The 13,159-nt window shown below is 75.2% G+C and carries 11 protein-coding genes; 8 read left to right on the top strand and 3 right to left on the bottom strand.

All coding sequences use genetic code 11. The annotated features are described in order from the left end of the window. Positions 1-43: 43 nt before the first annotated feature. Entirely contained in the window at positions 44-409 is a 366-nt protein-coding gene (locus ACFYE3_RS01155; RefSeq protein WP_387605579.1) for a hypothetical protein, read from the bottom strand. A gap of 389 nt (positions 410-798) precedes the next feature. On the opposite strand from ACFYE3_RS01155, the gene ACFYE3_RS01150 reads away from it, so the two are divergent. From ACFYE3_RS01150 to ACFYE3_RS01140, 3 genes are all read left to right on the top strand, one after another. Then, the gene (locus ACFYE3_RS01150; protein WP_387605581.1) at positions 799-1,290 is read left to right on the top strand and encodes a nucleoside deaminase; all 492 of its coding nucleotides are present in this window, start codon (positions 799-801) and stop codon (positions 1,288-1,290) included. 420 nt (positions 1,291-1,710) lie between these two features. After that, positions 1,711-2,478, top strand: a complete 768-nt coding sequence (locus ACFYE3_RS01145) for a hypothetical protein (RefSeq protein ID WP_387605583.1) — start codon at positions 1,711-1,713, stop codon at positions 2,476-2,478. 14 nt (positions 2,479-2,492) lie between these two features. Beyond that, positions 2,493-3,188 (top strand): class F sortase, encoded by a 696-nt coding sequence (locus ACFYE3_RS01140; RefSeq protein WP_387605586.1) that lies wholly within the window; start codon positions 2,493-2,495, stop codon positions 3,186-3,188. A 117-nt stretch (positions 3,189-3,305) separates the two neighbouring features. On the opposite strand, the gene ACFYE3_RS01135 is transcribed toward ACFYE3_RS01140, so the two are convergent. After that, positions 3,306-6,812 (bottom strand): bifunctional proline dehydrogenase/L-glutamate gamma-semialdehyde dehydrogenase, encoded by a 3,507-nt coding sequence (locus ACFYE3_RS01135; protein ID WP_387605589.1) that lies wholly within the window; start codon positions 6,810-6,812, stop codon positions 3,306-3,308. Between the two features lie 129 nt (positions 6,813-6,941). Between ACFYE3_RS01135 and ACFYE3_RS01130 the strand changes: the two genes are divergently transcribed. Both ACFYE3_RS01130 and ACFYE3_RS01125 read left to right on the top strand, forming a co-directional pair. Further along, positions 6,942-7,850, top strand: a complete 909-nt coding sequence (locus tag ACFYE3_RS01130) for a LysR substrate-binding domain-containing protein (RefSeq protein WP_368830756.1) — start codon at positions 6,942-6,944, stop codon at positions 7,848-7,850. 77 nt (positions 7,851-7,927) lie between these two features. Beyond that, positions 7,928-8,857, top strand: coding sequence for an ornithine cyclodeaminase family protein (locus tag ACFYE3_RS01125; RefSeq protein WP_387605592.1), 930 nt, complete (start codon positions 7,928-7,930; stop codon positions 8,855-8,857). 13 nt (positions 8,858-8,870) lie between these two features. Here ACFYE3_RS01125 and idi read toward each other — a convergent pair whose 3' ends face one another. Continuing rightward, on the bottom strand, positions 8,871-9,422 hold the full coding sequence (idi, locus tag ACFYE3_RS01120) for an isopentenyl-diphosphate Delta-isomerase (protein ID WP_387605593.1): 552 nt from the start codon (positions 9,420-9,422) through the stop codon (positions 8,871-8,873). Between the two features lie 122 nt (positions 9,423-9,544). Here idi and ACFYE3_RS01115 point away from each other — a divergent pair, with 122 nt between their 5' ends. Genes ACFYE3_RS01115 through ACFYE3_RS01105 form a run of 3 tightly spaced genes read left to right on the top strand, consistent with a single transcriptional unit; the run spans position 9,545 to position 13,086 of the window. Beyond that, on the top strand, positions 9,545-10,486 hold the full coding sequence (locus tag ACFYE3_RS01115) for a pseudouridine synthase (protein ID WP_387605595.1): 942 nt from the start codon (positions 9,545-9,547) through the stop codon (positions 10,484-10,486). Further along, a complete protein-coding gene (locus tag ACFYE3_RS01110) occupies positions 10,483-11,736 on the top strand; it encodes a DUF418 domain-containing protein (RefSeq protein WP_387605597.1) in 1,254 nt (417 codons plus the stop codon). The genes ACFYE3_RS01115 and ACFYE3_RS01110 overlap by 4 nt, the downstream gene beginning before the upstream one ends. A 42-nt stretch (positions 11,737-11,778) precedes the next feature. After that, positions 11,779-13,086, top strand: a complete 1,308-nt coding sequence (locus ACFYE3_RS01105; protein ID WP_387605599.1) for a glycoside hydrolase family 76 protein — start codon at positions 11,779-11,781, stop codon at positions 13,084-13,086. Positions 13,087-13,159: the final 73 nt, after the last annotated feature.

The raw sequence follows: 13,159 nt of genomic DNA, 5'->3' as shown, positions 1-13,159 counted from the left end.
GTCGAACGCCGTCAGCGCACGGCCCCGCCGGCCGCCGGTGACCTCACCGGCGGCCGAGGTGGCGGAGCAGCGACCTGAGGCGCCGCTCCGGGACCCGTTGCGGGGCTCCGCCGCCCGTGCGCCCGTCCGGGCGGCGGGGCTGCCGGGCGATCTCGGACCAGGACGCGAACATCGCGCTGCCCTCGGTGGCCGCCATGCGGTTCTGGAGCGTGGGGCGCCCCGCGGGGCCCTGGACCACACCGGTGCGCTTGTCGTAGGTGAAGCCGTCGTCGAGGACGATGTGCTCGTCCGTCTCGGTGACCACGGTGTACAGCACCACGTGCTCGCCGGAGTCCGCCCCGGGGTGGACGGCGGCCCGCACGCCGGGGTGCGTGGCGCCGCCGTGGTTGAAGTCGAACAGGTCGGCCATGGGAGGAGCGCCCTCCTGATGAGCTCGGGGATTTCCGGTCGCCGGTGCGGCGACGGGCCGGCCGGGGCCCGGCGGGGCGCGGGCCCGTTGCGGCGGGTGGGTGCTCCCCACCCTAGCGACCGGTCGCGGGGCGCTCGAGACAGCAGGGGAAGAGCCCTGCCCGGCAGCCGTACAGCACGAGGAACGCCCCCCGCCGTCACGCCGGGGCGCCTGTTGTGGTCCGGCACACTCCTCGGTAACCTCTGGACAAGCCCACGGCGGGTCCGGTCCCCCGGGCCATCTACCAGGCAGAACCGCATCATCGACCACGCAGCGGCCACCGTCGGCGCACGTCCCTGCCCCGGCCCGGGGCGCCTCCGGCGGCACCCGCGCTCACCTGGGAGATCCGCATGGACACAGACCCCGCCCCGCCGCCCGACGCCCGGCAGCTGCTGCTCGAGGCCATCGACCTGGCGGTGGGAAACGCCGTCGTCGACGGCGGACCCTTCGGCGCCGTCGTCGTCGCCGCCGACGGCCGCCGCTTCACCGGCGTCAACCGCGTCACGGCCGACAACGACCCCACCGCGCACGCGGAGGTCATGGCGATCCGCACCGCCTGCCGCGAGCTGGGCACCTTCGATCTCTCGGGCGCGACCCTCTACTCCAGCTGCGAACCGTGCCCCATGTGCCTGTCCGCCTCGCTGTGGGCGCGGCTGGACGCCGTCTGGTTCGCCGCGGACCGGCACGACGCGGCCGCCGGCGGCTTCGACGACGCCGAGTTCTACGAGTACTTCGCCAAGCCCGCGCACGAACGGTCCCTGCCGGTGCGCCCGGTGCCCCTCGACGAGCGCACCTCGCCGTTCGAGGCCTGGGCCCGGAACGCCGCGCGCACGGCCTACTGAGTCCTTCGGGGCACACTCCCGGCGCCGCGAAGACGCCCGGCCCCCGGCTGAGGCACCGGGCGTCCCGGGCAGTTCCCGCACGTGGGAGCGGCGCCCGGCGCAGATTGTGAGCCGCCTTACGAAATGATGAACATTTATTTACAGGTCAGTACCCTTGCATCGACGAGCCGCGGCCGGCTCACGGGTCCGATGTGCCATGCACGTGGGGGGACACCGGAGCACAGTCGGCCCAGCTCTCCAGGCGCCGCCCTCGTGCCGATCCTCCGAGGGCGGCGCCTCCACGACAGACACCCCGAGCCTCCTCCACGCTCCGGATTCGCAAAAGCACTTGCCATCCAGCCCTCGACGCCCCGAAAACCATCAGTAGACTGTGTTTTGCGTCACTTCCCGTCTTATCGCACCCACCGAGAGGCCGATCCCGTGAAGAAGTCCGCCCTGCTCGCAGCACCCGCCCTGGCCATCGCGGCCGTGGCCCTTCCGACCGCCCCTGCCGCCGCAGCCGACAGCTGGTCCTTCCAGGCCGAGCTGGCGCCCGTCAACAACAGCACCGCCGCCGGCACCGCGGTCGTCGACGTCATGGGCCAGGAGGCCACGGTGACCGTCGAGGTCGCGGGTGCTCCCGCCCTGTTCCAGGGCGCACCGTATCCGCACGCCCAGCACATCCACATCGGGGGCCAGGGGGTGTGCGCTCCCCCGACGGCCGACGCCGACGGGGACGGCGCGGTCAGCTCCATGGAGGGCCAGCCCTGGACGGGGGGGATCGGGGCATCCCTGACCACCTCCGGCGACACGACCCCGGCCTCGGCCGTGGCGATCGACCGGTTCCCCGCCGGTGACGCCTACACCTACCAGCGGACCATCCCGGTGGACGCCGCGATGGTCGCGGCCCTGCAGAACGGCACCGCCGTGGTCAACGTCCACGGCGCGGACCCGGCGGCCCTCTCGGCCGCGGCGCAGGCCAAGGTCAACCCGATGGCTCCGGACCTGCCCCTCGCCTCCGACATCCCGGTGGCGTGCGGCGTCCTCGCACCCGCCCAGATGGCCGTGCCGGAGGGTCCTGCGGACACGGGCGTGGAGACCGCCGGGACCGGCTCGGACACGAACGGGATCATCGGTGCGGCCGTGCTCGGCCTGCTCGCGCTGGGCGCCGCCGTGGGCCTGCGCCGCCGGGCGGCCGGCGGACGCTGACCCGCGGACACCGGATGGCCCGGCACCGCCGCGAGCCCCGCCACCTCCGCACGGGGGTGGCGGGGCTCGCCGTGGTCCTGGCTCTGTGGTGCACGGGGGACGGCCCCGCACCGGGGACGACGACGGAGCGAGGGTCGGTCGCGGAGCACGTCGCCCCTCTTGCCACGGGCGCTCTGCAGGCACCGCCCCGGGCCGTTCGCCCGAGTGCCCCGGCGGGCTCGGCGCAGCCGCCGGCACCTGCGCCCGAGACGCTTCCGGCGTCGGAGCCGATGCGCCTCTCGGTCGAGCGCATCGGCCTGGACGGCGACCTCGTGCAGCTGGGACTGCGCTCCGACCGGAGCCTGGAGGTCCCTCCGGAGGGTCCCGGCGCACCGGCCGGCTGGTACCGGCACTCGCCCACTCCGGGCGAGGCCGGCCCGTCCGTGCTGCTGGGCCACGTCAACGCCACCGGCGGGGGTCCCGGCGTGTTCGCCGAGCTGCACCGGTTGACCCCCGGGGACCGGATCACCGTGACGCGTCAGGACGGTTCCGCGGCGGCGTTCGCCGTGGACGCCGTCGAGCGGTACGAGAAGGCCGCGTTCCCCACGCTGCGCGTCTACGGCAACACCGCCGGCCCGGAGCTGCGCCTGATCACCTGCGACGGCTACGACCCCGCGACCGGCTCCTTCGATGCGAACCTGGTCGTCTACGCGTCCCTGCTCCCGGACTGAGCCACCGGGGGCGGCGCGACCGGGGAAACGGAACGGCCCCGCGCCGCGGCCCCGCGCCGCGGCCCCGGGCCCACGAGGGGCCGGAGCCGCGGCACGGGGCCGTGGTGGGGAGGGCTGCTAGATCAGCCCGTCCGTGAGGTGGTTCGGCGTGCCGAAGCGGTGCGCGGTGATGCTCACGGCCTGCTCGTGCAGGAACGGCAGCATCTCGACCCGGCCCGCCGCGGTGACGGGGTGGGCGTAGACGGCCACGTCCGGACGGGACCCGGTCGCGGCGATGAGGCCCGCGCGGTCCCCGCCGATCAGCCGGACGCGTCCGCCGCCGAGGGCCGGGGCGCCGGCCAGCCAGGCGGCGTCGTCCTCCAACCGCACGGGCACGTCGCGGCCGCTCAGCACGGCGCGCACCGGGGCGGGCAGCTCGCGCGCCGAGGAGACGGTGAGCTCGGCGCCGGCGCGCAGACCGGCGGCGAGCACGCGCAGCAGGTCCGCGAGGGGCTCGCCCTCGGACAGGCGCACCGTCACGGGCAGGGGCAGGTAGCGGAAGACGTTGCGCTCGGCGTAGAGCTGCGAGACGTCCCGGGCGACCCCGAACTCCCCGGCCCAGGCGGCCTCGTCGCTGCGCAGTGACTGCTCGAGGGTCTGCGCCTCGGCGGCCGTGAGGCCCGCCGTCCCCGCGTGCGCGGCCTGCAGCAGCTGGACGACCGCGGTGTCGGCCACGGGGCGCCCGGCGCCGCGCAGCGGCGCGGGCTCCCACTCGCCCAGGCCCATGAGGTAGCTCGGGCCGCCGGCCTTGGTGCCCGGGCCGACCGCCGACTTCTTCCAGCCGCCGAAGGGCTGGCGCTGGACGATGGCGCCGGTGATCCCGCGGTTGACGTAGACGTTGCCGGCCTGGACGTGCTCGAGCCAGTAGCCGATCTCCTCCGGGTCCAGGGAGTGCAGCCCGCCGGTGAGACCGTACTCGACCTCGTTCTGCAGGGCCACGGCCTCCTCCAGGGTCTCGGCGGTCATCACGCCGAGCACGGGCCCGAAGTACTCCACCAGGTGGAACTCCGAGCCGCGCTGCACGCCCGTGCGCACGCCCGGGGACCACAGCCGGCCGGTCTCGTCGAGCTGCTGCGGCTCGATCAGCCAGGACTGGCCGTCCTCGAGGGTGGTCAGGGCCTGGAGCAGCTTGCCCTCGGCGGGCTCGGTGAGCGGGCCCATCTGCGCGGCCGGGTTGGTCGGGTGGTCGACGGTCAGCGAGGTGACCGCGTCGACGAACTGGTTGCGGAACCGGCGGGACGTCGCCACCGAACCCACCAGGATCACCAGGGAGGCCGCCGAGCACTTCTGCCCGGCGTGGCCGAACGCCGAGTAGGCGACGTCCTTGGCGGCCAGGTCGAAGTCGGCGCTGGGCGTGACGATCAGGGCGTTCTTCCCGGAGGTCTCGGCCAGCAGCGGCAGGTCGGAGCGGAAGGAGCGGAAGAGCTCCGCGGTCTCGTAGGCGCCGGTGAGGATCAGCCGGTCCACCGCGGGGTGGGAGATCAGCTGGCGTCCGAGGGCGCGCTCCTCGAGGTCCACGAGGGCGAGCACGTCGCGGGAGACGCCAGAGGCGTCCAGTGCCTCCCAGAGGGCCTCGGCCACCACGGCGCCGCAGCGCTTCGTCGGGCCGGCCGGCTTGAACACCACCGGGGAGCCGGCGGCGAGGGCCGCCAGCACCGAACCGGCCGGGATGGCCACCGGGAAGTTCCACGGCGGGGTGACCACGGTCAGCCGGGAGGGCACGAAGGACGCGCCGTCGACCTCGTCCAGCTCCCGCGCCCGCTCGGCGTAGTAGTGGGCGAAGTCGATGGCCTCGCTGATCTCGGGGTCCGACTGGTCGAGGGTCTTGCCGGCCTCCGCGGCGGCGACCTCGAGCAGCTCGGCGCGGCGGGCGGCCAGGGCCTCGCCGGCGCGGTGGAGCACCTCGGCCCGCTGGGCGCCGGTGAGGGCGGCCCAGCCGCGGCCGGCCTCGAGGGCGGCGTCGATGACGCGGTCGAGCTGCTCCTCGGTCTGCAGCGCCGCGGCGGCGACGGTCTCCACCCCGGCCGTCGAGCCGGGGACCCGGTCGAGGATCGCCCGGCCCCAGTCCCGGTTGGCGGCCACGGCCGGGTCGGTGTCCGGGGTGTTGATGAAGCCGTCGGTCGGGGCGGGCGCCTCGGGCAGGCTGCGGTCCTGGACCCGGTTCGGCGGCGGGACGGTGTCGTCCAGGGCCGCCAGGGAGGCGAGGAAACGCTGCTCCTCCCGCTCGAAGAGCTCCTCGTCCGCGGAGAGCTCGAAGACCGCGGACATGAAGTTCTCCTGGCTCGCGCCCTCCTCCAGCCGGCGGATCAGGTAGGCGATGGCCACGTCGAACTCCCCCGGGTGCACCACCGGGGTGTAGAGCAGCAGGGACCCGACGTCGGCCTTGACCGCCTCGGCCTGGCCGGTGGCCATGCCCAGCAGCATCTCGAAGTCGATCGCCCCGGCCACGCCGCGCTCGGTGGCGAGCAGCCAGGCGAAGGCGATGTCGAAGAGGTTGTGCCCGGCCACGCCGATCCGGACGGCGTCGGCGTGCTCGGGCTGCAGCGCGTAGTTGAGCACGCGCTTGTAGTGGGTGTCCGAGTCCTGCTTGGTCCCCCACGTGGCCAGGGGCCAGTCGTGCAGGGAGGCCTCGACCTGCTCCATGGGCAGGTTCGCGCCCTTGACCACGCGCACCTTCACGGGGGCGCCGCCGGCGGCCCGGCGGGCAGCGGCCCACTCCTGCAGGCGGATCATCGCGGACAGGGCGTCGGGCAGGTAGGTCTGCAGCACGATGCCGGCCTCGAGGTCCTGGAACTGGGGCTGGTCGAGGATCCGGGTGAAGACCGCGAGGGTCATGTCCAGGTCCTTGTACTCCTCCATGTCCAGGTTGATGAACTTCGCCGGCGCGAACGAGGCGGCCCGGGCGTAGAGCGGGGTCAGCTTCTCGACGACCTCGGCCACCGCCTCCTCGAAGGCCCATGGGGAGTGCGGGGCCACGGTGGAGGAGACCTTGATGGAGACGTAGTCCACGTCCGGCCGGGCCAGCAGGTCGTGGGTGCCCTGCAGCCGGCGGTCGGCCTCGCGGTCCCCGAGCACGGCCTCGCCCAGGAGGTTGACGTTGAGCCGGACGTCGTCCTTGCGGATCTTCGCGATCGACTTCCCGAGCTTGGCCTCGCTGGCGTCGACGATGAGGTGCCCGACCATCTCGCGCAGCGCCTTGCGGGCGGCCGGGATCACGACCTGCGGGGCGACCGGGGCCAGGGCCCCGCCCGCGCGCACCGCGGAGCGCAGGTACCACGGCAGGAAGCCGGGGACCTTCGGCGCCAGCCGGGCCAGGTTGCGGGCGGCGACCCGGAGGTCCTCGGGGCGGATGACTCCGTCGACGAAGCCGACCGTGAAGTCCAGGCCGGCGGGATCCTTGAGCACCCCGGCCAGCTGCTCGCCCGAGGCGTCCTTGGGGAACTGCTCGGCCTCGGTGAGCCAGCGGCGCACCGTGGCGACGGCCTGCTCGGGGAGCGAGGCCGGGATGGCGGCGTGGGGAAGGGTGCGTCCGATCTCGGGCCGGCCGGGAATCTGCGCTGCCTGAGGGACGGGGATCGTGGTCATGGGTGTTACTCCCTGGGTCTGGGCCGAAAGCACTGCGGTAGGTCCACTATGCGCCCTGGAACGATTCGGATAAAGTGATGTTTTCCGCAGATCATTCATCAGTGGAACTGACCAGTGGAGGACGGCGCCGTGCTGGATGTGCGCAAGCTGCGGCTGTTGCGGGAACTCGCGCTGCGCGGCACCCTCGCGGAGGTCGCCGCCGCCCTGAACTTCAGCCCCTCGGCGGTCTCCCAGCAGCTCTCGGCGCTGGAAAAGGAGGCGGGGGTGGCCCTGCTCTCCAAGGCCGGCCGGCGGGTCCAGCTCACCCCGCAGGCGGAGATCCTGGTGGCGCGCACCACCGAGCTGCTGGACGTCCTGGAGCGCACCGAGTCGGACCTGGCGGCGTCGCTGAGCACGGTCACCGGCACCGTGCGGGTCGCCGTGTTCCAGTCCGCGGCCCTGGCGCTGCTGCCGGAGGTGCTGGGCACCATGCGCCGCGAGCACCCGGAGGTGCGGGTGGAGATGGTGCAGGCCGAGCCCGAGCAGGCCCTCTACGAGACCTGGACCCGGGAGTTCGACGTGGTCGTGGCGGAGCAGTACCCGAGCCACGCCGCCGCCCACCACCCGGACCTGGACCGGCGGCGGCTGATCACGGATGCCATCCGCCTGGCCGTCCCCCCCGGCCCCGAGCACGCGTCCGTCACCTCCCTGCGGGACGCCCACGAGCTCGCCTGGGTCATGGAGCCACGGGGAGCCGCCTCGCGGCACTGGGGCGAGCAGCTGTGCCGGCGGGCGGGCTTCGAGCCCGACGTCCGGTTCTCGACGGCAGACCTGCAGGCGCAGACCCGGCTCGTGGAGTCCGGCAACGCCGTGGCGCTCATGCCGGACCTCATGTGGGTGCGCGGGGACCCGCCCTGCCGGCTGGTCGACCTGCCGTCCGGGCCCCGGCGGACGGTGTTCACCTCGATCCGCGGGGCGAGCGCGCACCGCCCGGCGATCCTCGCGCTGCGCGCCGCCCTCGAGACGGTGGCCGCCGGCCTGGCCGAGCGGATGGACTGAGCCGTGGCACCGGGACGTCCCGGCGCGGGTGGCACCGCCCCGCGCGCACCGCGCACCGCACCTTCGGCGGAGACCCCGTGAGCACCGACCGGCCGACCTGGTACACCGCCGAGGAGATCGCCGCACGGGTCTCCCCCGACCGGGCCCGGCGCCTGGTGGCGCAGGTGCTCGTCGAGGGTTTCGACCCCGCGACGGATCCCGCCCGGATCAGCACCCCGGCCGGTTCCGGGCACCTGCTGCTGATGCCCTCGACGATCGCCGGGTGGACCGGCGTCAAGGTCGCCTCCGTGGCCCCGGACAACCCGGCCCGGGGACTGCCACGGATCCAGGCCGTGCACGTCCTCCAGGACGCCGCGACCCTCACGCCACGGGCCCTCCTGGACGGGTCGGCCCTGACGGCGCTGCGCACCCCGGCCGTCTCGGCGGTGGCCGCGGACGCCCTGGCGCCCGCGGACGCGGCACACCTCGTCGTGTTCGGGACCGGACCCCAGGCCGTCGGACACGCGGTGGCCCTCGCGCGTGTCCGGGAGCTGCGGCGCGTCACGGTGGTGGGGCGCAGCGCGGACAAGGTCCGCGCCGTCCTGCACCGGCTCGCCGACCTCGGGCCGGAGGCCGTCGCGGGGACCGCGGCCGACGTCGCCCACGCCGACGTGGTGGTCTGCGCGACGTCGGCGGCCGAGCCGCTCTTCGACGGCTCCCTGGTCCGGGACGGCGCCTGCGTCGTGGCGATCGGCTCGCACGAGACCGGCCGGCGGGAGCTCGACACCGGGCTCATGGGCCGTTCCCTCGTGGTGGTGGAGGACCTCGCCACCGCGCGGCGCGAGGCCGGCGACGTCGTCCTGGCCCAGAGGGACGGGGCGCTTCCCGAGGAAGCGCTCGTGCCGCTGCGGGACGTGGTCACCGGCGCGGTCGCCCGCCGGGACGACGTCCCCAACGTCTTCAAGGGCGTCGGGATGTCCTGGCAGGACCTCGCCGTGGCCGTGGGCGTGCTGGAGACGGACCGCTGAGCCGAGCGGAGCGCTACGGGCGGACCGCGGCCCGTCCCGTGAGCGCCCGGCGCAGCCGGTCGTCCGCGACCTGCTCCAGCAGCCACGGGCTCAGCAGGAACGGCGCGGCCTCCGCCGCGGCGAACAGCTCGTCCGGGGCGATCCAGGCGACCTCCGCGACCTCCGCGGGCAGCGGTCGTGGCTGCCCGGTGGCCCGCGCCACGTAGACGGGGCAGAACTCGTTCTCCACGATCCCGGAGGCGTCCACGGCCCGGTAGCGGAAGTCGGGCAGCACCTCCGTCATCCCTGTCACCGCGAAGCCCAGCTCCTGGCCGGCCCGGCGCGCGATGGCCTCGACGAACCCCTCGCCGGGGCCCGGGTGGCCGCAGAAGCTGTTGGTCCACACCCCGGGCCAGGTCTTCTTCGCGAGCGCCCGGCGGGTCAGCAGCAGCCGCCCGTCGTCGTCGAGGACATAGCACGAGACCGCGAGGTGCAGGGGGGTGTCCGTGGTGTGCACCCCGGCCTTGGGCGCGGTCCCGATGGGACGGTGCGCGTCGTCCAGGAGGACGACTTCTTCGGCTGACATGGGCCTCGTTCCGGTCGGCGGGCGGGTGACGGTGCGCGTCCATTGTCGCAGGGTCCGCGGTCCGGCGGTACGCGGGTCCGTCGAGTGGACAACGGGGCGCGGGCGGAGCACGATCGGGAACCATGCGACGACGTCGGCCCGCCCCCGCCCCCCTGCCGCTGCGGGACGGGGTGGACCCGGTCCGGGTGCGGCTGCCGGCCGCGGAGGCCGGAGCCCCCGGGACCGTCCGCGGCTATCTGCTGAGCAGGTTCCCCGCGTCCGCCTCCGAGCTCGAGGAGCTCTTCGCGGCCGGGGGGATCGTCGACGACGCCGGGCGGTCCCTCGCCCACGACACCCCCTTCCGCGCCGGCGGCTCGGTCTGGTACCACCGTGCCCTGCCCGAGGAACCGGAGCTGCCCGGGGACCTGCCGGTGCTGTTCGAGGACGAGTGGCTGCTGGCGGTCGACAAGCCGCACGGGCTGCCCACCACGCCGCGCGGCGGGTTCGTGGCGCAGAGCGCGCTCGTGAAGCTGCGCCGCTCCCGCCGCGAGGACCGGCTCTCCCCGCTGCACCGGCTCGACCGCGGCACCGCCGGGGTTCTGCTGCTCTCGCGGGACTCCGCCACCCGGGGCCGGTTCCAGACCCTCTTCCAGGAGCGGTCGGTGGCCAAGGAGTACGAGGCCGTGGCCGGGCACCGGCCCGGGCTGCGCCTCCCCCGCCTCGTCGAGTCCCGCATCGTCAAGGACCGCACGTCCCTGCAGGCGCGGGAGGTGGCGGGCCCCGTCAACGCCCGCACCGCGGTCGAGGGGGCCGGGCCGCCGTTCGCGGACGCGGAGGGGACGTGGGCGCGCTACACGCTCCGGCCCGAGACGGGGCGCACCCACCAGATCCGGGTGCACCTGGCCGGACTGGGCATCCCCGTGCGCCACGACCCCCTGTACCCGGAGGTGCGGCCGGCCGGCGCCGAGGACCCCGGCCGGCCGCTGCAGCTGCTGGCCCGCCGGATCGCCCTCGTCCACCCGGTGACCGGCGAGCCGCTCGTGCTCGAGAGCCGCCGCGCCCTGATGCCCGGGGACGCCGCGTGAACGCTCCGCGCGCTCCCCGGGCGACGGGCCGCGTCCCGGCGCCGGACGTGGCCCGGGGGCTCATGCTCTGGGTCATCGCGGTCGCCAACGTCACCGTGTGGATCTGGGCGACCGGTCCCACCGACGGCCCTCGGGACCGGACGCTGGGGACCGGTGCGGACACCGCGGGGTGGACGGCGGACGACGTCGTCAACATGGCCATGTCGATGCTCGTGGACGGCCGCGGCTTCCCCCTGTTCTCGTTCCTGGTGGGCTACGGCGTGGGTCAGATCGCCGCGCGGGAGGCCGCCCGCGGCACTCCGCTGCCCCTGGCGCGCCGGCTGCTGCTCCGGCGCTACGGGTGGCTGGTCCTCATCGGGGCCCTGCACGCGTGCCTGCTCTTCCCCGAGGACATCATCACCGCCTACGCGTTCGGAGGGCTGTTCCTCTCGGTGCTGATCGTCGAGAGCACGCGCACGCTCGTGGTCCTCTCCGCCCTCGGCTCGGTGCTCATGGTCCTCTACGGCGCCGCGAGCTGGTCCGTGCGGACACCCGGCACGCCGTCCTTCCCCAGCCTGGTGGCGGACTCCGTCCCGGAGCGGCTGGTCCTCGGGGTCGTCGAGGGGCTCGGGGTGGTGTCCTTCGCCCCGCTCCAGCTGCTGGGACTGCTGCCCATGCTGCTGCTCGGGCTGGCCCTGAGCCGGTACCGGGTGCTCGAGGACCCCGGGCCGCGCCGCGGCCGTCTGCTCGTCACCGCGCTGGTCTGCATCGGTCTCGGGCTGCTCACGGGCGTCGGCACCGGGCTCCTGACCACGGACCGGCTCGAGCCCTCGCCGGCCGCCGGGTCCGTGCTCACCGGCGTGGACGCGCTGACCGGGGCCGCGCAGGGGATCGGCTACGCGCTCGTGGTGGCGCTGGTCTGCGAGCGGGTGCTGCGCCCCGGCCCGGGTGCCGGGGCGGTCGCGCTGCGGGCGCGGGAGCATCCCGCGCTGTGGTCCCTGCAGGCCCTCGGCCGCCGGTCGATGAGCGGCTATCTCGCGCAGTCCGTGCTGTTCACCGTACTGCTGCCCCCGTTCGCGCTGGCGCTCGGCCGGTCGCTGACGCCCACCGCCGCGCTGCTGCTCGGCTCGGCCGTGTGGCTGGTCACGCTGCTCGGCGCGGCCCTGCTGGAGCGGCGCCGCCTGCCCGGACCGGCCGAGACGCTGCACCGGAGGCTCTTCCTCGGGCCCGTGCGGGACCGCAGCGGGCCCCCGCCCCCGGCGAGCGCCTAGGCTCGGGAGCAGCACCTCTTCCCCGCCAGCACAGGAGTCCCCATGCCCCGGACGACCGGCCCGAGCGCCGCGCACCGCCCAGCGACCGTCGAGCCCACCGCACGCGACGCCCACGCCGAGCACACCGAGCACACGGAACCCACTGAGGACACCGGGGCCGCCGGGGCAGCCACCACGGCCGCGGAGCGCGCCGACAAGGCGGCCCACTCGGTCCGGGAGCTCTTCGCCGTGCGCGCGCTGGGGGTGCCCGGCACGCTGCTCGGCGCCCCGGCGCACCCGCGCCCCACGTCCCCGAGGGCCCCGTGGCACTACTGGTGGCAGGCGCACCTGCTCGACGCACTGGTGGACGCCGGACTCCGGCACCGGGACGATCCCACGCGGGCCCGGTGGTTCCGCCGAGAGGGGCACCGCCTGCTGCGGGGCATCACCCTGCGCAGCGGCGGCCGGGTGACCCACAACTCCTACTACGACGACATGGCGTGGCTGCTGCTGGCCGTGGGCCGTCTCGCCGAGCTGGACCGTGCCCTGACCGGCCGGCCGGACGTGGCGTGCCTCGACGCGGGCAGCGCCCTGCTCGCCCGGCTCGAGCGGGGCCACACCGGGGACCTCGGCGGCGGCGTCTTCTGGAACACCCGTCACGACGTCAAGAACACGGCGTCCTCCGCGCCCACGGCCCTCGGCTTCGTGCGCACGCACCGCCCGGAGCAGGCCGGCGCGGTGCTCGACTGGCTGCGGACCACCCTCTGGAGCCCGGAGCGGAAGGTCTTCCACGACGGCCTGCTCCTGGTCGCCGCCGGATCCGGCACCGAGGTGACGCGCCGGGACGAGAGACTGTTCAGCTACAACTCGGGGCCCGTGCTCGGCGTGCTCCTCGAGCTCGCCGACACCCCGGGCACGGGCGAGGAGGACCGGTCGGACCTGCTGCGCACGGCCGCGGACGTGGTGGCCGGCGCCGCGCAGGAGTACGGCCGCGAGCTGGACGGGCGCCCCCTCCTGCGCACCCACGGCGGTGGGGACGGCGGCCTGTTCAGCGGGATCCTGGCCCGCTACCTCGCCGACGCCGCCCTGCACCCGGCCCTGCCGGCCGCGGCGCGGCGCACCGCGGCCGGGCTCGTGGCGGGCACCGCCGACGCCCTGTGGGCGGGCCGGCGGGAGTTCGACCCGGCGGTGGACTTCAGCGCGCCGGGCACCACGGCCCCGACGACCACCGGGGGGACGGTGGCGATCTTCTCCCCGGACCCGGCACGGCACGCCGACGAGTCGCAGCGCCCCGGCGTGCCGGTCGAGCTGTCCACCCAGGTCCAGGCGTGGACGGTCCTGGAGGCCGCCGCCCGGCTGGCCCGCCCGTAGGCCGGCCCGGGGCCACCGGCTCCGCTGAGCGCTGAACCGGACGCCCGGGGCGGTCGCGACCGTGGCTCCGCCC

Source organism: Kocuria arenosa (assembly GCF_042879215.1).
Lineage (GTDB): Bacteria > Actinomycetota > Actinomycetes > Actinomycetales > Micrococcaceae > Kocuria > Kocuria arenosa.
This window is presented reverse-complemented; position numbering and strand designations above follow the sequence as displayed.

What these genes read in the sequence shown, in the direction of transcription:
- ACFYE3_RS01155 (WP_387605579.1), bottom strand. Translation starts at nt 409, where the DNA reads ATGGCCGACCTGTTCGACTTCAACCACGGCGGCGCCACGCACCCCGGC.
- ACFYE3_RS01140 (WP_387605586.1), top strand. Translation starts at nt 2,493, where the DNA reads ATGGCCCGGCACCGCCGCGAGCCCCGCCACCTCCGCACGGGGGTGGCG.
- ACFYE3_RS01135 (WP_387605589.1), bottom strand. Translation starts at nt 6,812, where the DNA reads ATGACCACGATCCCCGTCCCTCAGGCAGCGCAGATTCCCGGCCGGCCC.
- ACFYE3_RS01115 (WP_387605595.1), top strand. Translation starts at nt 9,545, where the DNA reads ATGCGACGACGTCGGCCCGCCCCCGCCCCCCTGCCGCTGCGGGACGGG.
- idi (WP_387605593.1), bottom strand. Translation starts at nt 9,422, where the DNA reads ATGTCAGCCGAAGAAGTCGTCCTCCTGGACGACGCGCACCGTCCCATC.
- ACFYE3_RS01150 (WP_387605581.1), top strand. Translation starts at nt 799, where the DNA reads ATGGACACAGACCCCGCCCCGCCGCCCGACGCCCGGCAGCTGCTGCTC.
- ACFYE3_RS01105 (WP_387605599.1), top strand. Translation starts at nt 11,779, where the DNA reads ATGCCCCGGACGACCGGCCCGAGCGCCGCGCACCGCCCAGCGACCGTC.